33 protein-coding genes are annotated in these 22,406 nt (G+C 57.2%); 1 reads left to right on the top strand and 32 read right to left on the bottom strand.

What is annotated here, in order from left to right:
* Window positions 1–68 precede the first annotated feature (68 nt).
* On the top strand, window positions 69–2,903 hold the full coding sequence (uvrA, locus tag LK03_RS07840; RefSeq protein ID WP_038411798.1) for an excinuclease ABC subunit UvrA: 2,835 nt from the start codon (window positions 69–71) through the stop codon (window positions 2,901–2,903).
* 69 nt (window positions 2,904–2,972) lie between these two features.
* Here uvrA and bfr read toward each other — a convergent pair whose 3' ends face one another.
* The 32 genes from bfr to fusA form a co-directional block, all read right to left on the bottom strand.
* Window positions 2,973–3,437, bottom strand: coding sequence for a bacterioferritin (gene bfr, locus LK03_RS07835; protein WP_038411797.1), 465 nt, complete (start codon window positions 3,435–3,437; stop codon window positions 2,973–2,975).
* Window positions 3,438–3,600: 163 nt separating this feature from the next.
* Window positions 3,601–5,040 (bottom strand): catalase, encoded by a 1,440-nt coding sequence (locus LK03_RS07830; RefSeq protein WP_038411796.1) that lies wholly within the window; start codon window positions 5,038–5,040, stop codon window positions 3,601–3,603.
* Window positions 5,041–5,210: 170 nt separating this feature from the next.
* On the bottom strand, window positions 5,211–5,597 hold the full coding sequence (gene rplQ / locus LK03_RS07825) for a 50S ribosomal protein L17 (RefSeq protein WP_028695417.1): 387 nt from the start codon (window positions 5,595–5,597) through the stop codon (window positions 5,211–5,213).
* A gap of 42 nt (window positions 5,598–5,639) precedes the next feature.
* Window positions 5,640–6,641, bottom strand: coding sequence for a DNA-directed RNA polymerase subunit alpha (locus tag LK03_RS07820; RefSeq protein ID WP_028695416.1), 1,002 nt, complete (start codon window positions 6,639–6,641; stop codon window positions 5,640–5,642).
* A 22-nt stretch (window positions 6,642–6,663) separates the two neighbouring features.
* Window positions 6,664–7,284, bottom strand: coding sequence for a 30S ribosomal protein S4 (rpsD, locus tag LK03_RS07815; protein WP_028695415.1), 621 nt, complete (start codon window positions 7,282–7,284; stop codon window positions 6,664–6,666).
* Between the two features lie 15 nt (window positions 7,285–7,299).
* Entirely contained in the window at window positions 7,300–7,689 is a 390-nt protein-coding gene (rpsK, locus tag LK03_RS07810) for a 30S ribosomal protein S11 (RefSeq protein WP_003255454.1), read from the bottom strand.
* 18 nt (window positions 7,690–7,707) lie between these two features.
* Window positions 7,708–8,064, bottom strand: coding sequence for a 30S ribosomal protein S13 (gene rpsM, locus LK03_RS07805; protein WP_028695414.1), 357 nt, complete (start codon window positions 8,062–8,064; stop codon window positions 7,708–7,710).
* Between the two features lie 130 nt (window positions 8,065–8,194).
* Window positions 8,195–8,311: a 50S ribosomal protein L36 gene (gene rpmJ, locus LK03_RS07800; protein WP_002555468.1), complete on the bottom strand. Its 117-nt coding sequence runs from the start codon at window positions 8,309–8,311 to the stop codon at window positions 8,195–8,197.
* A 27-nt stretch (window positions 8,312–8,338) separates the two neighbouring features.
* Window positions 8,339–9,670, bottom strand: coding sequence for a preprotein translocase subunit SecY (gene secY, locus LK03_RS07795; RefSeq protein ID WP_038411795.1), 1,332 nt, complete (start codon window positions 9,668–9,670; stop codon window positions 8,339–8,341).
* Window positions 9,671–10,105: a 50S ribosomal protein L15 gene (gene rplO / locus LK03_RS07790; protein ID WP_038411794.1), complete on the bottom strand. Its 435-nt coding sequence runs from the start codon at window positions 10,103–10,105 to the stop codon at window positions 9,671–9,673.
* Window positions 10,106–10,108: 3 nt separating this feature from the next.
* The gene (rpmD, locus tag LK03_RS07785; RefSeq protein WP_028690238.1) at window positions 10,109–10,285 is read right to left on the bottom strand and encodes a 50S ribosomal protein L30; all 177 of its coding nucleotides are present in this window, start codon (window positions 10,283–10,285) and stop codon (window positions 10,109–10,111) included.
* A gap of 2 nt (window positions 10,286–10,287) precedes the next feature.
* Window positions 10,288–10,788, bottom strand: a complete 501-nt coding sequence (gene rpsE, locus LK03_RS07780; RefSeq protein ID WP_023382626.1) for a 30S ribosomal protein S5 — start codon at window positions 10,786–10,788, stop codon at window positions 10,288–10,290.
* A gap of 3 nt (window positions 10,789–10,791) precedes the next feature.
* Window positions 10,792–11,142 carry a 50S ribosomal protein L18 gene (gene rplR, locus LK03_RS07775; RefSeq protein WP_003255467.1) on the bottom strand — a complete coding sequence of 117 codons (351 nt, stop codon included), beginning with the start codon at window positions 11,140–11,142 and terminating at the stop codon, window positions 10,792–10,794.
* A gap of 10 nt (window positions 11,143–11,152) precedes the next feature.
* Entirely contained in the window at window positions 11,153–11,686 is a 534-nt protein-coding gene (gene rplF, locus LK03_RS07770; RefSeq protein WP_003255469.1) for a 50S ribosomal protein L6, read from the bottom strand.
* A gap of 12 nt (window positions 11,687–11,698) precedes the next feature.
* On the bottom strand, window positions 11,699–12,091 hold the full coding sequence (gene rpsH / locus LK03_RS07765; RefSeq protein WP_028695411.1) for a 30S ribosomal protein S8: 393 nt from the start codon (window positions 12,089–12,091) through the stop codon (window positions 11,699–11,701).
* A gap of 209 nt (window positions 12,092–12,300) precedes the next feature.
* Entirely contained in the window at window positions 12,301–12,606 is a 306-nt protein-coding gene (rpsN, locus tag LK03_RS07760) for a 30S ribosomal protein S14 (RefSeq protein ID WP_038411793.1), read from the bottom strand.
* 13 nt (window positions 12,607–12,619) lie between these two features.
* Window positions 12,620–13,159 carry a 50S ribosomal protein L5 gene (rplE, locus tag LK03_RS07755; protein ID WP_023535025.1) on the bottom strand — a complete coding sequence of 180 codons (540 nt, stop codon included), beginning with the start codon at window positions 13,157–13,159 and terminating at the stop codon, window positions 12,620–12,622.
* Between the two features lie 20 nt (window positions 13,160–13,179).
* Window positions 13,180–13,494 carry a 50S ribosomal protein L24 gene (gene rplX, locus LK03_RS07750; RefSeq protein ID WP_028695409.1) on the bottom strand — a complete coding sequence of 105 codons (315 nt, stop codon included), beginning with the start codon at window positions 13,492–13,494 and terminating at the stop codon, window positions 13,180–13,182.
* A gap of 11 nt (window positions 13,495–13,505) precedes the next feature.
* A complete protein-coding gene (gene rplN, locus LK03_RS07745) occupies window positions 13,506–13,874 on the bottom strand; it encodes a 50S ribosomal protein L14 (RefSeq protein ID WP_008089810.1) in 369 nt (122 codons plus the stop codon).
* 23 nt (window positions 13,875–13,897) lie between these two features.
* Window positions 13,898–14,164 (bottom strand): 30S ribosomal protein S17, encoded by a 267-nt coding sequence (rpsQ, locus tag LK03_RS07740; RefSeq protein WP_023534981.1) that lies wholly within the window; start codon window positions 14,162–14,164, stop codon window positions 13,898–13,900.
* Between the two features lie 2 nt (window positions 14,165–14,166).
* Window positions 14,167–14,358, bottom strand: coding sequence for a 50S ribosomal protein L29 (rpmC, locus tag LK03_RS07735; RefSeq protein ID WP_002555481.1), 192 nt, complete (start codon window positions 14,356–14,358; stop codon window positions 14,167–14,169).
* Window positions 14,358–14,771, bottom strand: a complete 414-nt coding sequence (gene rplP, locus LK03_RS07730; RefSeq protein WP_009397508.1) for a 50S ribosomal protein L16 — start codon at window positions 14,769–14,771, stop codon at window positions 14,358–14,360. The genes rpmC and rplP overlap by 1 nt, the downstream gene beginning before the upstream one ends.
* A gap of 12 nt (window positions 14,772–14,783) precedes the next feature.
* Window positions 14,784–15,470 (bottom strand): 30S ribosomal protein S3, encoded by a 687-nt coding sequence (gene rpsC / locus LK03_RS07725; RefSeq protein ID WP_003255481.1) that lies wholly within the window; start codon window positions 15,468–15,470, stop codon window positions 14,784–14,786.
* Between the two features lie 13 nt (window positions 15,471–15,483).
* Entirely contained in the window at window positions 15,484–15,816 is a 333-nt protein-coding gene (rplV, locus tag LK03_RS07720; RefSeq protein ID WP_003103908.1) for a 50S ribosomal protein L22, read from the bottom strand.
* An 11-nt stretch (window positions 15,817–15,827) separates the two neighbouring features.
* Window positions 15,828–16,103: a 30S ribosomal protein S19 gene (rpsS, locus tag LK03_RS07715; RefSeq protein ID WP_003255482.1), complete on the bottom strand. Its 276-nt coding sequence runs from the start codon at window positions 16,101–16,103 to the stop codon at window positions 15,828–15,830.
* Between the two features lie 16 nt (window positions 16,104–16,119).
* Window positions 16,120–16,944 (bottom strand): 50S ribosomal protein L2, encoded by an 825-nt coding sequence (gene rplB / locus LK03_RS07710; protein WP_038411792.1) that lies wholly within the window; start codon window positions 16,942–16,944, stop codon window positions 16,120–16,122.
* A 14-nt stretch (window positions 16,945–16,958) separates the two neighbouring features.
* Complete coding sequence (gene rplW, locus LK03_RS07705; protein ID WP_003255484.1) at window positions 16,959–17,258, bottom strand: 50S ribosomal protein L23; 300 nt, start codon at window positions 17,256–17,258, stop codon at window positions 16,959–16,961.
* Window positions 17,255–17,857 (bottom strand): 50S ribosomal protein L4, encoded by a 603-nt coding sequence (gene rplD, locus LK03_RS07700; RefSeq protein ID WP_009397517.1) that lies wholly within the window; start codon window positions 17,855–17,857, stop codon window positions 17,255–17,257. The genes rplW and rplD overlap by 4 nt, the downstream gene beginning before the upstream one ends.
* A gap of 12 nt (window positions 17,858–17,869) precedes the next feature.
* Entirely contained in the window at window positions 17,870–18,505 is a 636-nt protein-coding gene (gene rplC, locus LK03_RS07695; RefSeq protein WP_028695407.1) for a 50S ribosomal protein L3, read from the bottom strand.
* An 80-nt stretch (window positions 18,506–18,585) separates the two neighbouring features.
* Entirely contained in the window at window positions 18,586–18,897 is a 312-nt protein-coding gene (rpsJ, locus tag LK03_RS07690; protein ID WP_003186070.1) for a 30S ribosomal protein S10, read from the bottom strand.
* A gap of 141 nt (window positions 18,898–19,038) precedes the next feature.
* Window positions 19,039–20,232: an elongation factor Tu gene (tuf, locus tag LK03_RS07685; RefSeq protein WP_038411791.1), complete on the bottom strand. Its 1,194-nt coding sequence runs from the start codon at window positions 20,230–20,232 to the stop codon at window positions 19,039–19,041.
* A 27-nt stretch (window positions 20,233–20,259) separates the two neighbouring features.
* Window positions 20,260–22,404 (bottom strand): elongation factor G, encoded by a 2,145-nt coding sequence (gene fusA, locus LK03_RS07680; RefSeq protein WP_028633702.1) that lies wholly within the window; start codon window positions 22,402–22,404, stop codon window positions 20,260–20,262.
* Window positions 22,405–22,406 lie beyond the last annotated feature (2 nt).

The following is a 22,406-nucleotide window of genomic DNA, read 5'->3' as shown; positions in this document are numbered from 1 at the left end:
CGACGCTTTGCCGCGTAATGGCACAGCGCCGTATACTTCTTCGTTTGTGCCCGCCAAGCGAGGCTGCAGTGGACAAGATCCTGATCCGTGGGGCACGTACCCACAACCTGAAGAACATCGACCTTACCCTTCCGCGTGACAAACTGATCGTCATCACCGGCCTGTCCGGTTCGGGCAAGTCCTCCCTCGCCTTCGACACCCTCTATGCGGAGGGTCAGCGTCGCTACGTGGAATCACTCTCGGCCTATGCTCGGCAGTTCTTGTCGATGATGGAAAAGCCCGACGTCGACACCATCGAGGGTCTGTCGCCGGCCATTTCCATCGAGCAGAAATCGACCTCGCACAACCCACGTTCCACCGTCGGCACCATCACCGAGATCTACGATTACCTGCGCCTGCTGTACGCCCGTGTCGGCACCCCGCGCTGCCCTGACCACGACATCCCGCTGGAGGCGCAGACCGTCAGCCAGATGGTCGATCTGGTGCTCGAACGCCCAGAGGGCAGCAAACTGATGTTGCTGGCGCCAGTGATCCGTGAACGCAAGGGCGAACATCTGGCAGTGTTCGACGAGCTGCGCGCACAAGGCTTCGTTCGCGCGCGCATCAACGGCAGGCTGTACGAGATGGACGAACTGCCCAAGCTCGACAAACAGAAGAAGCACAGCATCGACGTGGTGGTCGACCGCTTCAAGGTGCGTGCCGACCTCCAGCAGCGTCTGGCCGAATCCTTCGAGACCGCGCTGAAGCTGGCCGACGGGCTTGCCTTGGTGGCGCCGATGGACGACGAACCAGGCGAAGAAACCATTTTCTCCGCCCGCTTTGCCTGCCCGGTGTGCGGTCACTCGATCAGCGAGCTAGAACCCAAGCTGTTTTCTTTCAACAACCCGGCGGGTGCCTGCCCAACCTGCGATGGCCTGGGGGTGAAACAGTTCTTCGACGTCAAACGCCTGGTCAACCACGAACTGACCCTCGCCGAAGGTGCGATCCGTGGCTGGGACCGGCGCAATGTCTACTACTTCCAGATGCTCGGTTCGCTGGCTCAGCAGTTCGGTTTCAGCCTGGACAAGCCGTTCGGCGAGCTGTCTGCCGATCACCAGAAAGTCATCCTCCATGGCAGCGGCAAGAACAACGTCGATTTCAAGTACCTGAACGACCGCGGCGATATCGTCAAACGCTCGCACCCGTTCGAGGGCATCGTGCCCAATCTGGAACGACGCTATCGGGAAACCGAATCGAACACCGTCCGTGAGGAGCTGGCCAAGTTCCTCGGCACCCAGCCCTGCCCGGACTGCCGCGGTACGCGTCTGCGCCGCGAGGCGCGCCATGTGTGGGTAGGGGAAAAAACCCTGCCGGCCGTGACCAACATGCCGATCGGCGATGCCAGCGGTTACTTTGCCGACTTGACCCTGACCGGTCGTCGCGGAGAAATCGCCGCGAAAATTCTCAAGGAAATCTGTGAGCGTCTGCAGTTCCTGGTCAACGTCGGCCTCGACTACCTGACGCTGGATCGCAGTGCCGAAACGCTGTCGGGCGGTGAGGCACAGCGCATTCGTCTGGCCAGCCAGATCGGCGCTGGCCTGGTCGGGGTCATGTACATCCTCGATGAGCCTTCCATCGGCCTGCACCAGCGCGACAACGACCGCCTCTTGGGCACGCTCAACCACCTGCGCGACCTGGGTAACACCGTGATCGTCGTCGAGCACGACGAAGACGCCATCCGACTGGCCGATTACGTGGTCGACATCGGCCCTGGCGCGGGCGTCCATGGCGGGCAGATCGTTGCCGAGGGTACCCCGGACGAGGTCATGGCTCACCCCGACTCGCTGACGGGCAAATACCTGTCGGGGCGCAAGAAGATCGTCGTACCGGCCAAGCGCACCCCGCGTAACAAGAAGCTCTCACTCAAGCTCAAAGGCGCGCGTGGCAACAACCTGCAGAACGTCGACCTGGAAATTCCCATCGGCCTGCTGACCTGCGTGACCGGCGTCTCCGGCTCAGGCAAGTCGACGCTGATCAACAACACGTTGTATCCGCTGGCCGCCGCGGCGCTCAATGGCACCACCAGCCTGGAAGCTGCGGCCCATGCAAGCATGGACGGGCTGCAACACCTGGATAAGGTGGTGGATATCGATCAAAGCCCGATCGGTCGTACTCCACGCTCCAACCCGGCCACCTACACCGGGATCTTCACGCCGATTCGCGAGCTGTTCTCCGGCGTACCGGAAGCACGTTCGCGCGGTTATGGTCCGGGGCGTTTCTCATTCAACGTCAAGGGCGGTCGCTGCGAGGCCTGCCAGGGCGATGGTCTGATCAAGGTCGAGATGCACTTCCTGCCAGACATCTATGTGCCGTGTGACGTGTGCAAGAGCAAGCGTTACAACCGCGAGACGCTGGAGATCAAGTACAAGGGCAAGAACATTCACGAAGTGCTGGAAATGACCATTGAGGATGCTCGAGAGTTCTTCGATGCAGTACCTGCACTGGCGCGCAAGCTGCAAACGCTGATGGATGTCGGCTTGTCGTACATCAAGCTCGGCCAGTCGGCGACGACTCTGTCAGGTGGCGAGGCGCAGCGGGTCAAGTTGTCGCGCGAGCTGTCCAAGCGCGACACAGGCAAAACGCTGTACATCCTCGACGAGCCAACCACGGGCCTGCATTTTGCCGACATCCAGCAGCTGCTCGACGTGTTGCACCGCCTGCGCGACCACGGCAATACCGTGGTGGTGATCGAGCACAACCTGGATGTCATCAAAACCGCCGACTGGCTGGTCGATCTCGGCCCGGAAGGCGGCTCCAAGGGTGGTCAGATCATCGCATGCGGCACGCCTGAAGACCTTGCAAAGCACAAGCAGTCGTATACGGGCCATTACCTCAAGCCCCTGCTGGAGCGTGACCGAGCATAGTCTGGTTCGAGCAGTAAAAAGCCCCGCCAGTGTGCACTGGCGGGGCTTTCTTTACAGCGATTGCATCACTTACATCTGCGATTGCAGGTAGTTCTGCAGGCCAATGGACTTGATCAGGCCCTGCTGCTTTTCCAGCCAGTAGGTGTGATCTTCCTCGGTGTCAGCCAACTGCGCGCGAAGAATGTCACGGCTGATGTAGTCCTTGTGCGACTCACACAGCTCGATGCCCTTGCACAGCGCGGCGCGCACTTTGTATTCAAGGCGCAGGTCCGAGGCGATCATCTCCGGCACCGTGGTGCCGACATCGAGGTCGTCAGGACGCATGCGCGGGGTGCCTTCGAGCATGAGGATACGACGCATCAAGGCATCAGCGTGCTGAGCCTCTTCTTCCATTTCGTGATTGATACGCTCGTAGAGCTTGCTCAGGCCCCAGTCTTCGTACATGCGCGAGTGGATGAAGTACTGGTCACGTGCTGCCAGTTCGCCCGTCAGCAACGTGTTTAGATAATCGATAACGTCCGGGTGGCCTAACATCGACGTGGTGCTCCCTGAGTAATAACGGTAGTGCACATAGTGTGAACCAGGGCATCGAGCAGGTCACTGAAAAAAGACCAAAACATGCAAAAAAGCCAGTAAACAGAAGTGATATTCATTGAAAAACCGCCCAAATGAGGGCGGTTCTTCTTAGCATTACGACTTAGCTGAAATTACCACCCAATGCTTTCGCAACACCGGCCCCATAGTGTGGATCGGCCTCGTGGAAGTACTGCAACTGCCGCTGGATGACATCCTCACTGACACCCTGCATCGCACCGGCGATGTTGCTCACCAGCAGCGCTTGCTGCTCAGGGCTCATCAGACGGAACAACGCGCCAGCGTGACTGAAATAATCGCCATCGACGCGGTGGTCGTGGCGATCCGCCGTGCCGTTCAACGCGAGCGACGGCTCGGCGTGCTGCGGCGACTGCTTGGGCGCATCCTGGTAGCTGTTGGGCTCGTAGTTCGGTGCAGCGCCGTAGGCACCCATCGCCATCGAACCATCACGCTGATAGCTGTTTACCGGGCTGCGCGGTGCGTTCACAGGCAACTGCTGGTGGTTGGTGCCCACGCGGTAGCGATGCGCATCGGCATAGGCGAACACACGGCCCTGCAGCATGCGATCTGGCGACAAGCCGACACCTGGCACCATGTTGCTAGGCCCAAACGTCGCCTGCTCGACTTCAGCGAAGTAATTGAGCGGGTTACGGTTGAGCTCCAGTACACCGACTTCGATCAACGGAAATTCTTTCTGCGACCAGGTCTTGGTGACATCGAACGGGTTCTCCGAGCGCTGCGCAGCCTGCTCTTCGCTCATGACTTGAATGCACGCTGTCCACTTGGGGAAGTCACCACGCTCAATGGCCTCGAACAGGTCACGCTGTGCGTAGTCTGGATCACTGCCCGCCAGGCGAGCCGCCTCTTCACCTGAAAGATTCTTGATGCCCTGCTGGGTCTTGAAATGCCATTTGACCCACGTGCGCTGGCCCTGTGCATTGATCAGGCTGTAGGTGTGGCTGCCAAAGCCGTGCATATGCCGGTAGCCGTCCGGAAGACCACGGTCCGAGAACAGAATGGTCACCTGATGCAGTGCTTCGGGCGAGTGCGACCAGAAGTCCCACATCATCTGGGCATTCTTCAGGTTGGTCTGCGGATGGCGCTTCTGCGTGTGGATAAAGTCGGGGAACTTCAACGGATCACGAATGAAGAACACCGGTGTGTTATTGCCCACGATGTCCCAGTTGCCTTCCTCAGTGTAGAACTTGAGGGCGAACCCGCGCGGGTCACGTTCGGTGTCCGCAGAGCCGCGCTCGCCGCCTACCGTGGAAAAACGCAGAAAGGTTTCGGTCTGCTTGCCAATATGATCGAACAGCTTGGCGCTGCTGTAGCGGGTAATGTCCGCAGTGACGGTGAATGTGCCATAGGCGCCGGAGCCTTTGGCATGAACACGGCGCTCAGGAATATTTTCACGATTGAAGTGGGCCAGCTTTTCGATGAGGTGGAAATCATCGAGCAACAGCGGGCCGCGTGCACCCGCCGAGCGGGAATTCTGATTGTCGCTTACGGGGGCACCGCTTGCGGTAGTGAGGATCTTGGTCATCGGCTCTCCTTATCGAACGGCTCTGCCGGCTTATCGGCTTGGAGAGGATTATGCAAAGACATTACTGCTAGATCTAATTGATTGCCCCTGGCCTTTCGATAGATGAAACACATGATTACGGGCATAAAAAAACCGGGCGCAAGGCCCGGTTCTTTTTGCAGACTGACGTCTTACTCAGCAGCTTCTACAGCGCCGCCGACAGGACGATCAACCAGCTCGACGTACGCCATAGGCGCGTTGTCGCCAGCGCGGAAACCGCACTTCAGGATGCGCAGGTAGCCACCCTGACGGGTTGCATAGCGCTTGCCCAGATCGTTGAACAGTTTGCCAACGATAGCTTTCGAACGAGTGCGGTCGAAGGCCAGACGACGGTTAGCAACGCTGTCTTCCTTGGCCAGAGTGATCAGCGGCTCGGCAACGCGGCGCAGTTCTTTGGCTTTCGGCAGGGTAGTTTTGATCAGCTCGTGCTCGAACAGCGACACCGCCATGTTCTGGAACATAGCTTTGCGGTGAGAGCTGGTACGGCTCAGGTGACGTCCACTTTTACGATGACGCATGATTCATTCCTTACCAAACACTACGTTCGGTGATTACGACGATCAGGCAGTCGCCTTGTCGTCTTTCTTAAGGCTTGCAGGCGGCCAGTTGTCGAGGCGCATGCCGAGAGACAAACCACGGGAAGCCAGGACGTCCTTGATTTCGGTCAGGGACTTCTTGCCCAGGTTCGGAGTCTTCAACAGCTCTACTTCGGTACGCTGAATCAGGTCGCCGATGTAGTAGATGTTCTCCGCCTTCAGGCAGTTGGCCGAACGTACGGTCAGTTCCAGGTCGTCTACCGGGCGCAGCAGGATCGGATCGATCTCGTCTTCCTGCTCAACCACTACCGGCTCACTGTCACCTTTGAGGTCGACGAACGCAGCCAACTGCTGTTGCAGGATGGTTGCAGCGCGGCGGATAGCCTCTTCAGGGTCCAGAGTACCGTTGGTTTCCAGATCAATGACCAGCTTGTCGAGGTTGGTACGCTGTTCAACACGGGCGTTTTCGACCACATAGGCGATACGACGCACAGGGCTGAACGAAGCGTCCAACTGCAAACGACCAATGCTACGGCTCTCGTCTTCATCACTCTGACGGGAGTCGGCTGGCTCGTAACCACGACCACGAGCTACGGTGAGCTTCATGTTCAAGGCGCCATTGGACGCCAGGTTAGCGATTACGTGATCGGGGTTGACGATCTCGACATCATGATCCAGCTGAATATCGGCAGCGGTAACCACCCCCGAACCCTTTTTCGACAAGGTCAGCGTAACTTCGTCACGACCGTGCAGCTTGATGGCCAGACCTTTCAGGTTCAACAGGATTTCAATGACATCTTCCTGTACACCTTCGATCGCGGAGTACTCGTGGAGTACGCCCTCGATCTCGGCCTCGACCACTGCACAGCCAGGCATAGAGGACAACAGGATGCGGCGCAGCGCGTTGCCCAGGGTATGGCCGAAACCACGCTCGAGAGGCTCGAGCGTAATCTTGGCGCGGGTTGGACTGACAACCTGCACATCGATGTGGCGGGGTGTCAGGAACTCATTTACCGAAATCTGCATGGATGCACCTATTTTCTAGCCCTTACTTGGAGTAGAGCTCGACAATCAGGTTTTCGTTGATGTCGGCGGACAGGTCGCTGCGAGCAGGAACGTTCTTGAAAACGCCCGACTTTTTGGCAGCATCCACGTCAACCCACTCAACGCGGCCACGCTGGGCGCACAGTTCAAGGGCTTGAACAATGCGCAGCTGGCTCAGCGACTTCTCGCGAACCGAGACCACGTCACCCGGACGAACTTGGTAGGATGGAATATTCACGGTTTTACCGTTGACGCTGATCGCTTTGTGCGAAACCAGCTGACGGGACTCGGAACGGGTAGAACCGAAGCCCATACGGTAAACGACGTTATCCAGACGGCATTCGAGCAGCTGCAGCAGGTTCTCACCGGTGGCGCCTTTTTTCGAGGCTGCCGCTTGGTAGTAACCGCGGAACTGACGCTCCAGAACACCGTAGATACGACGAACTTTCTGTTTCTCGCGCAGCTGGGTACCGTAGTCGGACTGACGGCCACGGCGCTGGCCGTGGATACCTGGGGCTGCTTCGATGTTGCACTTCGATTCCAGAGCGCGAACGCCGCTCTTCAGGAACAGGTCAGTGCCTTCACGGCGAGACAGTTTGCATTTTGGACCAATGTAACGTGCCATTTATCTGTCTCCTGATTACACGCGGCGCTTCTTCGGCGGACGGCACCCGTTATGCGGGATTGGCGTCACGTCGGTGATGCTGGCGATCTTGTAGCCGCAGCTGTTCAAAGCACGAACGGCGGACTCACGACCTGGACCTGGACCCTTGACGTTGACGTCGAGGTTCTTAAGACCGTATTCCAGCGCAGCTTGACCAGCACGCTCAGCAGCGATCTGGGCTGCGAACGGGGTGGATTTGCGCGAACCACGGAAACCGGAACCACCGGAGGTCGCCCAGGACAAAGCATTGCCCTGACGGTCGGTGATGGTCACGATAGTGTTGTTGAAAGAGGCATGGATGTGGGCGATGCCATCAACCACTGTCTTTTTGACTTTCTTACGAGGACGAGCAGCAGGTTTTGCCATGTCTATATTCCTGGGCGATTACTTGCGGATCGGCTTACGCGGGCCCTTACGGGTGCGTGCGTTGGTCTTGGTGCGCTGACCGCGGACCGGCAGACCTTTACGATGGCGCAGACCGCGGTAGCAGCCCAGGTCCATCAAGCGCTTGATCTTCATGTTGATGTCACGACGCAGGTCACCTTCGGTGGTGAACTTCGCGACTTCGCCACGCAGAACTTCGATTTGCTCGTCGCTCAGATCCTTGATCTTTGCGGCGGGGTTGACGCCAGCGTCTGCACAGATTTTCTGCGCAGTAGTGCGACCGACACCATAGATGTAGGTCAGCGAGATAACAGTATGCTTGTTATCTGGAATGTTTACGCCTGCAATACGGGCCATTCAGTGGGACTCCAATTGACAGCTACCTACGCCCCGGAAGCCAAGAAATAGGGCGCGAGATAATATCGCTGTAGAAACGATTAATCAACCCAGCAGCACACTAGCTGCTGGGTTTAAAGCGCAATCACACTCAGCCTTGGCGCTGCTTGTGACGCGGTTCCGCGCTGCAGATCACTCGTACGACGCCTTCGCGACGAATAATCTTGCAGTTGCGGCACAGCTTTTTCACCGATGCACGAACTTTCATTACCGACTCCTCGACCTTAGGGGCTGATCAGCGCAGCAGACTGCTGCCGCCGTAGCCTTTCAGGTTGGCTTTCTTCATCAGGGATTCGTACTGGTGCGAAACGAGGTGCGATTGTACTTGGGACATGAAGTCCATCACAACCACTACCACAATCAGCAACGAGGTCCCGCCAAGGTAGAACGGCACGTTTGCAGCCACCACCAGGAACTGGGGCAGAAGGCACACGGCCATCATGTATAGAGCACCGAACATGGTCAAACGGGTCAGAACGCCATCAATGTAGCGCGCCGACTGCTCACCAGGACGGATGCCCGGAATAAAGGCACCGGACTTCTTCAGGTTTTCCGCTACGTCTTTCGGATTGAACATCAGCGCTGTGTAGAAGAAGCAGAAGAAAATGATCCCTGCACTAAACAGCAAGATGTTCAACGGCTGACCAGGAGCGATTGACTGCGCGACGTCCTGCAGCCAGCCCATACCTTCGGACTGACCGAACCAGGCACCCAGCGAAGCCGGGAACAGCAGAATGCTGCTGGCAAAAATGGCTGGGATAACCCCTGCCATGTTTACCTTGAGCGGCAAGTGGCTGGTCTGCGCAGCGAAGACCTTGCGGCCCTGCTGACGCTTGGCGTAGTGAACGGCGATTCGCCGCTGACCGCGCTCAATGAACACCACAAAACCGATGATCGCTACTGCCAGCAACCCGATTGCGACCAGGGCGAAAATGTTGATATCGCCGGTACGCGCAGACTCGAAAGACTGCCCGATTGCTCTCGGAAGACCGGCAACGATACCTGCGAAGATCAACATCGAGATACCGTTGCCCACACCGCGCTCGGTGATCTGCTCACCCAGCCACATCATGAACATCGCGCCGGCCACGAAGGTGGCAACCGCAACGACATGGAAGCCGAGGCCTACAGAAAACGCCACGCCCTGCCCGGCCAGACCAATGGACATGCCAATGGCCTGGACCAATGCCAGGATTACAGTGAGGTAGCGGGTGTACTGGCTAATCTTGCGACGGCCAGCTTCACCTTCCTTCTTCAACTGCTCCAGCTGTGGGCTGACTGCGGTCATGAGCTGCATGATGATCGATGCCGAGATGTACGGCATGATCCCCAGTGCAAAGATGCTCATGCGCTCCAGCGCACCACCGGAAAACATGTTGAACAAGCTAAGAATGGTCCCCTCATTCTGCCGAAACAGATCCGCGAGACGGTCAGGATTGATGCCAGGAACCGGGATATGCGCGCCGATCCGATAGACGATGATCGCCAAGAACAGAAAGCGCAGACGAGCCCAGAGTTCCGACATCCCGCCCTTACCGAGCGAAGAGAGAGCACCTTGCTTAGCCATTTATTCCTCGAATTTGCCGCCAGCTGCTTCGATAGCCGCACGCGCACCTTTGGTGGCTGCGATACCCTTGATGGTGACTGCACGAGTGACTTTGCCAGACAGCATGATTTTCACGCGCTGTACGTTCTGGTTGATCACGTTGGCATCCTTCAAGGACTGCACGGAGACGATATCGCCTTCCACTTTGGCCAGCTCGGACAGACGCACTTCAGCGCGATCCATGGCTTTCAGGGAAACGAAACCGAACTTCGGCAGACGACGGTGCAACGGCTGTTGACCACCCTCGAAGCCTGGAGCGATGGTGCCACCGGAACGGGAGGTTTGACCCTTGTGGCCACGGCCACCGGTCTTACCCAGACCACTACCGATACCACGACCCGGACGATGCTTCTCGCGACGGGAACCCGGCGCTGGACTCAGATCATTGAGTTTCATCGATTAACCCTCGACCTTCAGCATGTAGTAAGCCTTGTTGATCATCCCGCGGTTCTCGGGAGTATCCTGGACTTCTACAGTGTGACCGATGCGACGCAGACCCAGGCCTTTAACACACAGTTTGTGGTTAGGCAGACGGCCGGCGGTGCTCTTGATCAGCGTTACTTTTACGGTTGCCATGATCAGATGATCTCCTCGACGCTCTTGCCGCGCTTGGCAGCAATGGATTCAGGAGATTGCATGGCTTTCAGACCCTTGAAGGTGGCGTAGACCACGTTCACTGGGTTGGTCGAACCGTAGCACTTGGCCAGAACGTTCTGGACACCAGCAACTTCCAGTACGGCACGCATTGCGCCGCCGGCGATGATACCAGTACCTTCCGAGGCAGGCTGCATGTAGACCTTCGAGGCGCCGTGGGCAGCCTTGGTGGCGTACTGCAGGGTGGTGCCCTTCAGGTCGACCTGGATCATGTTGCGACGGGCAGCTTCCATGGCTTTCTGGATCGCAGCAGGAACTTCGCGCGATTTGCCACGGCCGAAACCAACACGGCCCTTGCCATCACCCACCACGGTCAGCGCGGTGAAGGTGAAGATACGGCCGCCTTTAACGGTTTTAGCTACGCGGTTAACCTGAACCAGCTTCTCGATGTAGCCTTCGTCGCGCTTTTGATCGTTATTTGCCATAACTTAGAACTCCAGCCCGCCTTCACGAGCAGCATCAGCCAGCGCTTTGACGCGGCCGTGGTACTTGAAGCCGGAACGGTCAAAGGCAACTTGAGATACACCGGCGGCTTTCGCACGCTCAGCGACCAGCTTGCCAACCTTAGTGGCCGCGTCGATGTTGCCGGTGGCGCCATCACGCAGGTCTTTGTCCAAGGTCGAGGCGCTTGCCAGAACCTTGCTGCCGTCGGCCGAAATGACCTGGGCGTAGATGTGCTGCGACGAACGGAACACGCAGAGGCGCACGACTTCGAGTTCGTGCATTTTCAGGCGTGCTTTGCGAGCGCGACGCAGTCGAATAACTTTTTTGTCGGTCATTTGCTAGGCCCTACTTCTTCTTGGCTTCTTTACGACGGACGACTTCGTCCGCGTAACGCACACCTTTGCCTTTGTAAGGCTCTGGCGGACGGAAGTCGCGGATTTCAGCGGCCACCTGACCCACCAGCTGCTTGTCGATACCCTTGATCAGGATGTCGGTCTGGCTTGGGGTTTCAGCGGTGATGCCGGCTGGAAGTTCGTAGTCAACTGGGTGAGAGAAGCCCAGGGCCAGGTTCAGGACGGTGCCTTTGGCCTGTGCCTTGTAACCAACACCGACCAGCTGGAGCTTGCGCTCGAAGCCTTGGCTTACGCCTTGGACCATGTTGTTCACCAGGGCACGGGTAGTACCGGCCATGGCGCGAGCTTGCTGGTCACCATTGCGAGCGACGAAACGCAGCTCACCAGACTCTTCGGTAACTTCAACAGACGAGTGAACGTTCAGTTCGAGAGTGCCCTTGGCACCCTTCACCGAAAGCTGCTGGCCGGCGAATTTGACTTCGACGCCGGAGGGCAGCTTAACGGGGTTCTTAGCGACGCGAGACATGCCTATCCCCCCTTAGAACACAGTGCAGAGCACTTCGCCGCCAACACCGGCAGCACGCGCAGCACGATCCGTCATCACACCTTTGTTGGTGGAGACGATGGATACGCCCAGACCGCCACGTACTTTCGGCAGGTCAGAAACGGATTTGTACTGGCGCAGGCCTGGACGGCTGGAGCGCTTCAGTTCCTCGATGACCGGACGGCCTTCGAAGTACTTCAGTTCAAGGGAGAGGGAAGGCTTGGCTTCACCGGTGACCTGGTAGCCAGCGATGTAACCTTCGTCCTTCAGAACTTTGGCAACCGCAACCTTCAACGTCGAAGAAGGCATGCTCACGACTGACTTCTCAGCCATCTGGGCATTACGGATGCGAGTTAGCATGTCCGCTAACGGGTCCTGCATACTCATGGGCTAGATGCTCCTGATACAAGAATTATTAGCCTTGCGGCTATCACAACCACCTGAGCGGACAGGGCAAAAGACCCGGGCCCAGGTGAGCCGATCATTCTAGACACAAGACAAAAACGAAACAAGCCCCACGAGGGGGCTTGTTTCGTTGCAGGTTTACCGGCGGTCGGAAGGTTACCCCTCCTCCGCCTTGGCAACACCTCGCGGGATTACCAGCTGGCCTTGACCAGACCTGGTACGTCACCACGCATTGCGGCTTCGCGCAGCTTGTTACGCGCCAGGCCGAACTTACGGTAAACACCGTGAGGACGACCGGTCAGGCGGCAACGGTTGCGCAGACGCGCAGCGCTGGCATCACGAGGCTGCTTCTGCAGAGCGACAACGGCAGCGAAACGCTCTTCAGGAGAAGCGTTCAGGTCGACGATGGTCGCTTTCAGCGCAGCGCGCTTCTTGGCGAACTTAGCGACCGTGAGCTGACGCTTCAGCTCGCGGTTTTTCATGCTCTTCTTGGCCATTTTCCTACTCCAATCAGTTGCGGAACGGGAATTTGAATGCACGCAGCAGAGCGCGGCCTTCGTCATCCGAACGAGCAGTGGTGGTCAGGGTAATGTCCAAACCGCGCAGAGCATCGATCTTGTCGTAATCGATTTCCGGGAAGATGATCTGCTCTTTCACGCCCATGCTGTAGTTGCCACGACCATCGAAGGACTTGGCATTCAGACCGCGGAAGTCGCGGACACGTGGCAGGGAGATCGCCAGCAGGCGGTCCAGGAACTCGTACATCTTGTCGCTACGCAGGGTCACTTTGACGCCGATCGGCCATCCCTCACGGACTTTGAAGCCCGCGATGGATTTACGAGCGAAGGTCACGACCGGCTTTTGGCCGGTGATCTTTTCCAGATCAGCTACAGCGTGCTCGATGACTTTCTTGTCGCCGATCGCTTCGCCCAGACCCATGTTCAGGGTGATCTTGGTAACGCGAGGAACTTCCATCACGTTCGAAAGCTTAAGTTCATCCTTAAGCTTGGGAGCGATTTCGTTCCGGTAAATCTCTTTCAGTCGTGCCATGGTCTTCTACCTAGCAGTGTTCAAGCATCAACCGCTTTTTGGGTCGACTTGAAGACACGAATTTTCTTACCGTCTTCAACTTTGAAGCCAACGCGATCAGCCTTGTTGGTTTCACCGTTGAAGATGGCAACGTTGGAAGCGTGCAGAGGCGCTTCTTTTTCGACGATACCGCCCTGAACGCCCGCCATCGGGTTAGGCTTGGTATGACGCTTGACCAGGTTCAGACCGCTTACGACCAGACGGTCGTCAGCGAGAACCTTCAGCACCTTACCGCGCTTACCTTTGTCTTTGCCGGCGATCACGATGATCTCGTCGTCACGACGAATCTTTTGCATGTCGGATCTCCTTAGAGCACTTCAGGGGCGAGCGAAACGATCTTCATGAACTTCTCAGTACGAAGTTCACGGGTCACTGGCCCGAAGATGCGAGTGCCGATCGGCTCTTGCTTGGTGTTCAGCAGAACAGCAGCATTACCGTCGAAACGAATGATGGACCCGTCAGCGCGACGTACGCCGTGGCGGGTACGAACGACAACGGCAGTCATCACTTGGCCTTTTTTGACCTTACCGCGAGGAATCGCTTCCTTGACGGTAACCTTGATGATGTCACCGATGCCAGCGTAACGGCGGTGCGAACCGCCGAGTACCTTGATGCACATGACGCGACGAGCGCCGCTGTTATCGGCCACATCGAGCATGGATTGAGTCTGAATCATAAAATTTCTCCGACCCCTAGCCCTTAGACTTCAACAGCGCGTTCGAGGACTTCAACCAGTGCCCAGGACTTGGTCTTGGCCAGCGGACGGGTTTCGGTAATGGAAACCTTGTCGCCGATCTTGCACTGGTTAGTTTCGTCGTGCGCGTGCAGCTTAGTCGAACGCTTAACGTATTTACCGTAGATCGGGTGCTTGACGCGACGCTCGATCAGAACGGTGATGGTCTTGTCCATTTTGTCGCTGACGACACGGCCAGTCAGCGTACGGACGGTTTTTTCAGCTTCAGCCATGATCACTTACCTGCCTGCTGGTTGAGCACAGTTTTCACGCGAGCGATGTCACGCTTAACTTGCGAGAGCAGGTGCGACTGCCCCAACTGGCCAGTTGCTTTCTGCATGCGCAGATTGAACTGGTCGCGCAGCAGGCCGAGCAGTTGCTCGTTCAGCTGCTGTGCCGATTTTTCACGAAGTTCATTCGCTTTCATCACATCACCGTCCGCTTAACAAAGGAGGTGGCGAGAGGCAGCTTTGCAGCAGCCAGAGCAAATGCTTCGCGCGCCAGCTCTTCAGAAACACCCTCGATCTCGTACAGGACTTTGCCTGGTTGGATCTGGGCAACCCAGTACTCCACGGAGCCCTTACCTTTACCCATACGAACCTCGAGAGGCTTCTTGGTAACCGGTTTGTCCGGGAATACACGGATCCAGATCTTGCCGCCACGCTTTACGTGACGGGTCAGCGCACGACGCGCCGACTCGATCTGACGGGCGGTAAGACGACCGCGAGCAACAGCTTTCAGAGCGAACTCGCCGAAGCTGACTTTGCTACCGCGCAGTGCCAGACCACGGTTGTGGCCAGTCATCTGCTTGCGGAATTTTGTACGCTTAGGTTGCAACATTTGGCGTACCCCTTACTTAGCAGCTTTTTTACGAGGCGCTGGTGCTTGCGGCTTCAGCTCTTCTTGGCGACCACCAATTACTTCGCCTTTGAAGATCCAAACCTTCACACCGATCACACCGTAAGTGGTGTGAGCTTCGTAGGTGTTGTAGTCGATATCGGCACGCAGGGTGTGCAGAGGCACACGACCTTCGCGATACCACTCGGTACGTGCGATCTCGGCACCGCCGAGACGACCGCTCACCTGGATCTTGATGCCTTTGGCACCAATACGCATGGCGTTCTGTACGGCGCGCTTCATGGCGCGACGGAACATAACGCGGCGCTCCAGCTGCTGAGCTACGCTTTGCGCAACCAGCATGGCGTCGAGTTCCGGCTTGCGGATCTCTTCGATGTTGATGTGCACAGGCACACCCATCTGCTTGGTCAGGTCCTGACGCAGCTTCTCGACATCCTCACCCTTCTTGCCGATAACGATACCGGGACGAGCGGTGTGGATGGTGATGCGTGCAGTTTGTGCCGGACGATGAATATCGATACGGCTCACGGACGCGCTTTTTAGTTTGTCTTGGAGGTACTCACGCGTTTTCAGATCCTTCAAGAGGTAATCTGCGTAAGTCGCACCGTCTGCATACCAGACGGAGGTGTGCTCCTTGACGATTCCCAGGCGAATGCCAGTGGGATGTACTTTCTGACCCATCTGATCGACTCCGTTACTTGTCCGCAACCTTGACAGTGATATGGCAAGACCGCTTGACGATGCGATCAGCGCGGCCTTTGGCACGCGGCATGATGCGCTTCAGCGAACGCCCTTCGTTGACGAAAACGGTGGAGACCTTCAGGTCATCAACGTCTGCGCCTTCGTTGTGTTCGGCGTTGGCAACGGCCGACTCGAGGACTTTCTTCATGATTTCAGCGGCTTTTTTGCTGCTGAAGGCCAACAGGTTGAGCGCTTCGCCCACCTTCTTCCCGCGGATCTGGTCGGCGACCAAGCGGGCTTTCTGGGCGGAGATTCGAGCGCCCGACAACTTAGCGGCTACTTCCATTTCCTTACCCCTTAACGCTTGGCTTTCTTGTCAGCCACGTGCCCACGATAAGTGCGGGTACCGGCGAACTCGCCCAGTTTGTGGCCGACCATGTCTTCGTTCACGAGAACGGGGACGTGCTGGCGACCGTTGTGTACCGCGATGGTCAGACCGACCATTTGTGGCAGGATCATCGAACGGCGCGACCAGGTTTTAACTGGCTTGCGATCGTTCTTCTCCACCGCCACTTCGACCTTCTTCAACAGGTGAAGATCGATAAAAGGACCTTTTTTCAGAGAACGTGGCACTGTCGTATCCCTCTAGTTACTTGCGACGACGGACGATCATATTGTCGGTACGCTTATTACCACGGGTTTTAGCACCCTTGGTTGGGAAGCCCCATGGCGATACCGGATGACGACCACCGGAGGTACGACCTTCACCACCACCATGCGGGTGGTCAACCGGGTTCATGGCAACACCACGAACGGTTGGGCGAACGCCACGCCAGCGTTTGGCACCTGCTTTACCCAGCGAACGCAGGCTGTGCTCGGAGTTCGAGACTTCGCCCAGGGTCGCACGGCATTCAGCCAGTACTTTACGCATCTCACCAGAACGAAGACGCAGGGTCACGTATACACCTTCACGAGCGATCAGCTGAGCCGAAGCACCAGCGGAACGAGCGATCTGGGCGCCTTTGCCCGGCTTCAGTTCGACACCATGAATGGTGCTACCAACTGGAATGTTGCGCAGCTGCAGCGAGTTGCCGGCCTTGATTGGGGCCAGGGCACCTGCGATCAGCTGGTCGCCAGCGCTCACGCCTTTAGGCGCGATGATGTAGCGACGCTCGCCGTCTGCGTAGCACAGCAGGGCGATGTGAGCAGTACGGTTTGGATCGTATTCGATGCGCTCGACAGTGGCTGGGATGCCATCTTTGTCGTTGCGACGGAAGTCGACCATACGGTAGTGCTGCTTATGACCACCACCCACGTGACGCGTGGTGATGCGGCCATTGTTGTTACGACCACCAGACTTCGATTTCTTCTCGAGCAGCGGTGCGTGAGGAGCGCCTTTGTGCAGCTCCTTGTTGACCACCTTGACCACGAAACGGCGGCCAGGGGAAGTCGGTTTGCATTTAACGATTGCCATGATGCACCCCTTCCTTACTCAGCACTGCTGCTGAAATCGAGATCTTGGCCTGGCTGAAGGGAGACAATCGCCTTCTTCCAGTCATTACGCTTGCCCAGACCACGTGCGGTACGCTTGGTTTTACCCAGAACGTTGACAGTCGACACGTTTTCAACTTTTACGTTGAACAGGCCTTCGACAGCTTTCTTGATTTCCAGCTTGGTTGCATCGGTAGCAACCTTGAATACGAACTGGCCTTTTTTCTCAGCCAGAACGGTAGCCTTCTCGGAAACGTGCGGGCCAAGGAGGACTTTGAATACGCGTTCCTGGTTCATCCCAGCAGCTCCTCGAATTTCTTCACGGCCGAGACAGTGATCAACACTTTCTCGTATGCGATCAGACTGACCGGATCGGAACCTTGTACGTCACGGACATCGACGTGCGGCAGGTTGCGAGCAGCCAGGTACAGGTTCTGATCAACAGCGTCGGAAACGATCAGTACGTCGTTCAGACCCATGCCGTTCAGCTTGTTCAGCAGATCTTTGGTTTTCGGCGCTTCGACAGCGAAGTCCTGAACCACGACCAGACGGTCGCTGCGCACGAGCTCGGAGAGGATGGAGCGCAGGGCTGCGCGGTACATCTTCTTGTTGAGCTTCTGCGAGTGATCTTGAGGGCGAGCTGCGAAGGTAACACCACCGCCACGCCAGATCGGACCACGAGTGGTACCAGCACGAGCACGGCCAGTACCCTTCTGACGCCATGGGCGCTTACCGCCACCTGCTACGTCGGAACGGGTCTTCTGTTGCTTGGTGCCCTGACGGCCGCCGGCCATGTAGGCCACGACTGCTTGGTGAACCAGCGTCTCGTTGAATTCGCCACCGAAAGTCAGTTCGGAAACTTCGATCGCCTGAGCGTCATTTACATTGAGTTGCATGTCAGTTTCCCCTTAACCGCGAGCCTTGACAGCTGGACGTACAACCACGTCGCCGCCAGTAGCGCCAGGTACGGCACCCTTGACGAGCAGCAGATTGCGCTCAGCGTCTACGCGAACAACTTCCAGGGACTGAACAGTCACGCGCTCGGCGCCCATGTGACCGGACATTTTCTTGCCCTTGAACACACGACCAGGAGTCTGGCACTGGCCGATGGAGCCTGGGACACGGTGCGACACGGAGTTACCGTGGGTGTTGTCCTGACCACGGAAGTTCCAGCGCTTGATGGTACCGGCGAAGCCTTTACCTTTGGACTGACCAGTAACGTCTACCAGCTGGCCTGCAGTGAAGAGTTCAGCTTTGATCGAGTCGCCAGCCTGGAAATCGCCTTCTTCAAGACGGAACTCCCAGACACCGCGACCAGCGGCAACGTTTGCTTTAGCGAAGTGACCTGCCTGAGCAGCGGTCACGCGCGAAGCGCGACGCTCGCCGACAGTGACTTGCACTGCACGGTAGCCATCGGTTTCTTCAGTCTTGAACTGGGTGACGCGATTCGGCTCGATCTCAATGACCGTGACCGGAATGGAGACACCTTCTTCGGTGAAAACGCGGGTCATACCGCATTTACGACCGACTACACCAATAGTCATGTTGTAACCTCATGAGTGTACGGGGCTTTCACCCGCTATGGCCGCCCATTTCAGAGCGTTACACGGACAAGACCGAAGTCTTAGCCGAGGCTGATCTGTACTTCCACACCTGCCGCAAGATCAAGCTTCATCAGCGCGTCAACGGTTTTATCCGTTGGCTGGACGATGTCCAGAACACGCTTATGAGTGCGAATCTCGTACTGGTCACGCGCGTCTTTGTTGACGTGCGGGGAAACCAGAACGGTGAAACGCTCTTTACGGGTAGGCAGTGGAATTGGACCACGCACTTGTGCACCAGTACGTTTCGCGGTTTCCACGATTTCCTGGGTGGATTGGTCGATCAGGCGATGGTCGAAAGCCTTCAACCTGATACGGATTTGCTGATTTTGCATTGGATTTCAGACTCCAGGCTGTTCCCAACGGACGCACTACGCCCGCTAAAAGGAGGCGTGATTCTATAGATGCCCCCATTTAGTGTCAACCCAATAAAAAAAGCCCCCGCTGAGCGGGGGCTTTTTCAATCGGTCGAGTGATTACTCGATGATTTTGGCTACGACGCCGGCGCCGACGGTACGACCGCCTTCACGGATAGCGAAGCGCAGACCGTCTTCCATCGCGATGGTCTTGATCAGAGTGACAGTCATCTGGATGTTGTCACCTGGCATTACCATTTCAACGCCTTCCGGCAGTTCGCAGTTACCGGTCACGTCAGTGGTACGGAAGTAGAACTGAGGACGGTAGCCTTTGAAGAACGGAGTGTGACGACCGCCTTCTTCCTTCGACAGAACGTAGACTTCTGCGGTGAACTTGGTGTGCGGCTTGACCGAACCTGGCTTGACCAGAACCTGGCCACGCTCAACGTCGTCACGCTTGGTACCACGCAGCAGGACGCCGCAGTTCTCGCCAGCACGGCCTTCGTCCAGCAGCTTGCGGAACATCTCAACACCGGTGCAGGTGGTGGTGGTGGTGTCACGCAGACCAACGATTTCCAGCGGATCCTGAACGCGGACGATACCACGCTCGATACGACCGGTAACGACGGTGCCACGACCCGAGATCGAGAACACGTCTTCGATTGGCATCAGGAATGGCTGGTCGATAGCACGAACTGGCTCAGGAATGTAGCTGTCCAGAGTCTCTACCAGCTTCTTAACAGCGGTAGTGCCCATTTCGTTGTCGTCTTTGCCTTCCAGGGCCATACGAGCGGAACCGATGATGATCGGGGTGTCGTCGCCTGGGAAGTCGTAGGTGGACAGCAGGTCGCGAACTTCCATCTCGACCAGTTCCAGCAGCTCAGCGTCATCTACCAGGTCAGCCTTGTTCAGGAAGACCACGATGTACGGAACGCCAACCTGACGGGACAGCAGGATGTGCTCACGGGTTTGTGGCATCGGACCATCAGCGGCCGAGCAAACCAGGATCGCGCCGTCCATCTGGGCAGCACCGGTGATCATGTTCTTCACGTAGTCAGCGTGACCTGGGCAGTCGACGTGAGCGTAGTGACGAATGGTCGAGTTGTATTCGACGTGAGCGGTGTTGATGGTGATACCGCGCGCTTTTTCTTCCGGAGCCGAGTCGATCTTGTCGAACTCAACGACTGCCGAACCGAAAACTTCGGAGCAGACGCGAGTCAGTGCTGCGGTCAGAGTGGTCTTACCGTGGTCAACGTGGCCGATGGTGCCGACGTTGACGTGGGGAAGGGAACGATCAAATTTTTCTTTAGCCACGACAGTGAACCTCTTGCCTAAAGGGGATTAGCCTTGTTTTTTAACGAGTGCTTCGACGATGTTCGACGGAGCTTCGGCGTATTTGGAGAATTCCATGGAGTAGCTTGCGCGACCCTGAGACATGGAACGTACGTCGGTCGCATAACCGAACATCTCTCCGAGCGGAACTTCAGCGCGGACTACACGGCCGGAGACCGATTCATCCATACCCTGTACCAGACCACGACGACGGTTCAGGTCACCCATCACGTCACCCAGGTAGTCTTCCGGGGTTACAACTTCGACCTTCATGATCGGCTCGAGGACCACGCCACCACCCTTCTGGGCCAGTTGCTTGGTCGCCATCGAAGCAGCGATCTTGAACGCCATTTCGTTGGAGTCGACGTCGTGGTACGAACCGTCGAATACCGTGGCCTTGAGGCCGATCAGAGGATAACCGGCAACGACGCCGTTTTTCATCTGTTCTTCGATACCTTTCTGGATCGGGGCGATGAATTCCTTAGGAATCACACCACCAACGACTTCGTTCTTGAATTCCAGACCTTCGGTGATGTTGCCTTTCGCGTCGACTTCCGGCTCCGAGAAACGGATCCAGCAGTGACCGAACTGACCACGACCACCCGACTGACGAACGAACTTGCCTTCGATCTCAACGTTGGACTTGGTGATCTTCTCGCGGTACGAAACCTGCGGCTTGCCGATGTTGGCTTCGACGTTGAATTCGCGCTTCATGCGATCAACGAGGATGTCCAGGTGCAGCTCACCCATACCGGAGATGATGGTCTGGCCAGTCTCTTCGTCGGTCTTGACGCGGAACGACGGGTCTTCCTGGGCCAGCTTGCCCAGTGCGATACCCATCTTCTCCTGGTCAGCCTTGGTTTTCGGCTCTACGGAGAGCGAAATGACCGGCTCAGGGAAGTCCATGCGCTCAAGGATGATTGGCTTGTCGGCGTTGCACAGGGTTTCGCCTGTGGTCACGTCTTTCATGCCGATCAGGGCCGCGATGTCGCCAGCGCGAACTTCCTTGATCTCTTCACGCTGGTTAGCGTGCATCTGCACCATACGACCAACGCGCTCTTTCTTGCCTTTGACCGAGTTGATGACCGAGTCACCAGAGGTCAGAACGCCGGAGTAGACGCGAACGAAGGTCAGGGTACCGACGAACGGGTCGGTCGCGATCTTGAACGCCAGAGCCGAGAAGGGCTCATCGTCATCTGCGTGACGCTCGTCCTTACGAACGGCCGGGTCTTCTTTATCCAGATCCTTGTCGTCCGGGTTGATACCCTGAATTGCAGGGATCTCGGTCGGAGCAGGCAGGAACTCGATAACGGCGTCGAGAACCAGGGGAACACCCTTGTTCTTGAACGACGAACCGCAGACAGCCGGAACGATCTCGCTGGCCAGGGTGCGCGCACGCAGGCCTGCCTTGATCTCTTCGACGGTCAGCTCACCTTCTTCAAGGTACTTGTTCATCAGTTCTTCGTTGGCTTCGGCGGCGGCTTCAACCATGTTGTTGCGCCACTCTTCGGCCAGCTCCAGCATATCGGCAGGAATCTCTTCCTCGCGATAGGTGGTGCCTTTGTCGTCTTCGTTCCAGTAGATAGCCTTCATCTTGATCAGGTCGACCTGACCCTGGAAGTTATCTTCCGAACCGATGGCCAGCTGAATCGGAACCGGGGTGTGGCCCAGGCGATTCTTGATTTGACCTACGACGCGCAGGAAGTTGGCACCAGCACGGTCCATCTTGTTCACGTAGACGATACGTGGAACGCCGTATTTGTTGGCCTGACGCCATACGGTTTCGGACTGTGGCTCAACACCGGAGGTGCCGCAGAATACGACGACAGCGCCGTCGAGTACGCGCAGCGAACGCTCTACCTCAATGGTGAAGTCGACGTGGCCGGGGGTGTCGATGACGTTGACGCGGTAGTTGTCGTACTGACCAACAGAACCCTTCCAGAAGGTGGTCACGGCAGCGGAGGTAATGGTGATACCCCGCTCCTGCTCCTGCACCATCCAGTCGGTCGTCGCGGCGCCGTCGTGCACCTCGCCCATCTTGTGGCTCAAACCTGTGTAGAACAGGATCCGCTCGGTGGTGGTAGTCTTGCCCGCATCAACGTGCGCGCAGATACCGATGTTGCGGTAGCGGTTAATTGCTGTAGTACGAGCCATAA

Origin of the sequence: Pseudomonas cremoricolorata (assembly GCF_000759535.1) — a bacterium.
Classification (GTDB): Bacteria; Pseudomonadota; Gammaproteobacteria; order Pseudomonadales; family Pseudomonadaceae; genus Aquipseudomonas; species Aquipseudomonas cremoricolorata_A.
This window is presented reverse-complemented; position numbering and strand designations above follow the sequence as displayed.

Bases quoted from the DNA above. Each gene is read 5' to 3' on its own strand.
- rplX (WP_028695409.1), bottom strand. From the start codon at position 13,494: ATGCAAAAGATTCGTCGTGACGACGAGATCATCGTGATCGCCGGCAAA.
- rplN (WP_008089810.1), bottom strand. From the start codon at position 13,874: ATGATTCAGACTCAATCCATGCTCGATGTGGCCGATAACAGCGGCGCT.
- rplC (WP_028695407.1), bottom strand. From the start codon at position 18,505: ATGACTATTGGTGTAGTCGGTCGTAAATGCGGTATGACCCGCGTTTTC.
- rpsJ (WP_003186070.1), bottom strand. From the start codon at position 18,897: ATGCAAAATCAGCAAATCCGTATCAGGTTGAAGGCTTTCGACCATCGC.
- rpsN (WP_038411793.1), bottom strand. From the start codon at position 12,606: ATGGCCAAGAAGAGCATGAAAAACCGCGAGCTGAAGCGTCAGCTCACG.
- rpsQ (WP_023534981.1), bottom strand. From the start codon at position 14,164: ATGGCTGAAGCTGAAAAAACCGTCCGTACGCTGACTGGCCGTGTCGTC.
- fusA (WP_028633702.1), bottom strand. From the start codon at position 22,404: ATGGCTCGTACTACAGCAATTAACCGCTACCGCAACATCGGTATCTGC.
- rplB (WP_038411792.1), bottom strand. From the start codon at position 16,944: ATGGCAATCGTTAAATGCAAACCGACTTCCCCTGGCCGCCGTTTCGTG.
- rplV (WP_003103908.1), bottom strand. From the start codon at position 15,816: ATGGAAGTAGCCGCTAAGTTGTCGGGCGCTCGAATCTCCGCCCAGAAA.
- rplP (WP_009397508.1), bottom strand. From the start codon at position 14,771: ATGTTGCAACCTAAGCGTACAAAATTCCGCAAGCAGATGACTGGCCAC.
- rpmJ (WP_002555468.1), bottom strand. From the start codon at position 8,311: ATGAAAGTTCGTGCATCGGTGAAAAAGCTGTGCCGCAACTGCAAGATT.
- rpsD (WP_028695415.1), bottom strand. From the start codon at position 7,284: ATGGCACGTTACATTGGTCCAAAATGCAAACTGTCTCGCCGTGAAGGC.
- rplF (WP_003255469.1), bottom strand. From the start codon at position 11,686: ATGTCTCGCGTCGCTAAGAACCCCGTTAAGCTGCCCTCCGGCGTCGAA.
- rpsM (WP_028695414.1), bottom strand. From the start codon at position 8,064: ATGGCCCGTATTGCAGGCGTAAACATTCCAGATAACAAGCATACTGTT.
- rplQ (WP_028695417.1), bottom strand. From the start codon at position 5,597: ATGCGTCATCGTAAAAGTGGACGTCACCTGAGCCGTACCAGCTCTCAC.
- rpsK (WP_003255454.1), bottom strand. From the start codon at position 7,689: ATGGCAAAACCTGCTGCTCGTCCTCGTAAGAAAGTCAAAAAGACAGTG.
- bfr (WP_038411797.1), bottom strand. From the start codon at position 3,437: ATGTTAGGCCACCCGGACGTTATCGATTATCTAAACACGTTGCTGACG.
- secY (WP_038411795.1), bottom strand. From the start codon at position 9,670: ATGGCTAAGCAAGGTGCTCTCTCTTCGCTCGGTAAGGGCGGGATGTCG.
- rpsC (WP_003255481.1), bottom strand. From the start codon at position 15,470: ATGGGTCAGAAAGTACATCCCACTGGCATTCGCCTGGGAATCGTCAAG.
- rplD (WP_009397517.1), bottom strand. From the start codon at position 17,857: ATGCAACTCAATGTAAATGACGCTCAGGCGATCGAAGTTTCCGAACTG.
- rplW (WP_003255484.1), bottom strand. From the start codon at position 17,258: ATGAACCAGGAACGCGTATTCAAAGTCCTCCTTGGCCCGCACGTTTCC.
- rplR (WP_003255467.1), bottom strand. From the start codon at position 11,142: ATGACCGACAAAAAAGTTATTCGACTGCGTCGCGCTCGCAAAGCACGC.
- rpmC (WP_002555481.1), bottom strand. From the start codon at position 14,358: ATGAAAGCGAATGAACTTCGTGAAAAATCGGCACAGCAGCTGAACGAG.
- rpmD (WP_028690238.1), bottom strand. From the start codon at position 10,285: ATGGCAACCGTAAAAGTAACGCTGATCAAGAGCACCGCCGGCCGTCTG.
- LK03_RS07820 (WP_028695416.1), bottom strand. From the start codon at position 6,641: ATGCAGATTTCGGTAAATGAGTTCCTGACACCCCGCCACATCGATGTG.
- rplO (WP_038411794.1), bottom strand. From the start codon at position 10,105: ATGAAACTCAATGATCTGAGTCCAGCGCCGGGTTCCCGTCGCGAGAAG.
- rpsH (WP_028695411.1), bottom strand. From the start codon at position 12,091: ATGAGTATGCAGGACCCGTTAGCGGACATGCTAACTCGCATCCGTAAT.
- rplE (WP_023535025.1), bottom strand. From the start codon at position 13,159: ATGGCACGACTGAAAGAGATTTACCGGAACGAAATCGCTCCCAAGCTT.
- LK03_RS07830 (WP_038411796.1), bottom strand. From the start codon at position 5,040: ATGACCAAGATCCTCACTACCGCAAGCGGTGCCCCCGTAAGCGACAAT.
- rpsE (WP_023382626.1), bottom strand. From the start codon at position 10,788: ATGGCAAATAACGATCAAAAGCGCGACGAAGGCTACATCGAGAAGCTG.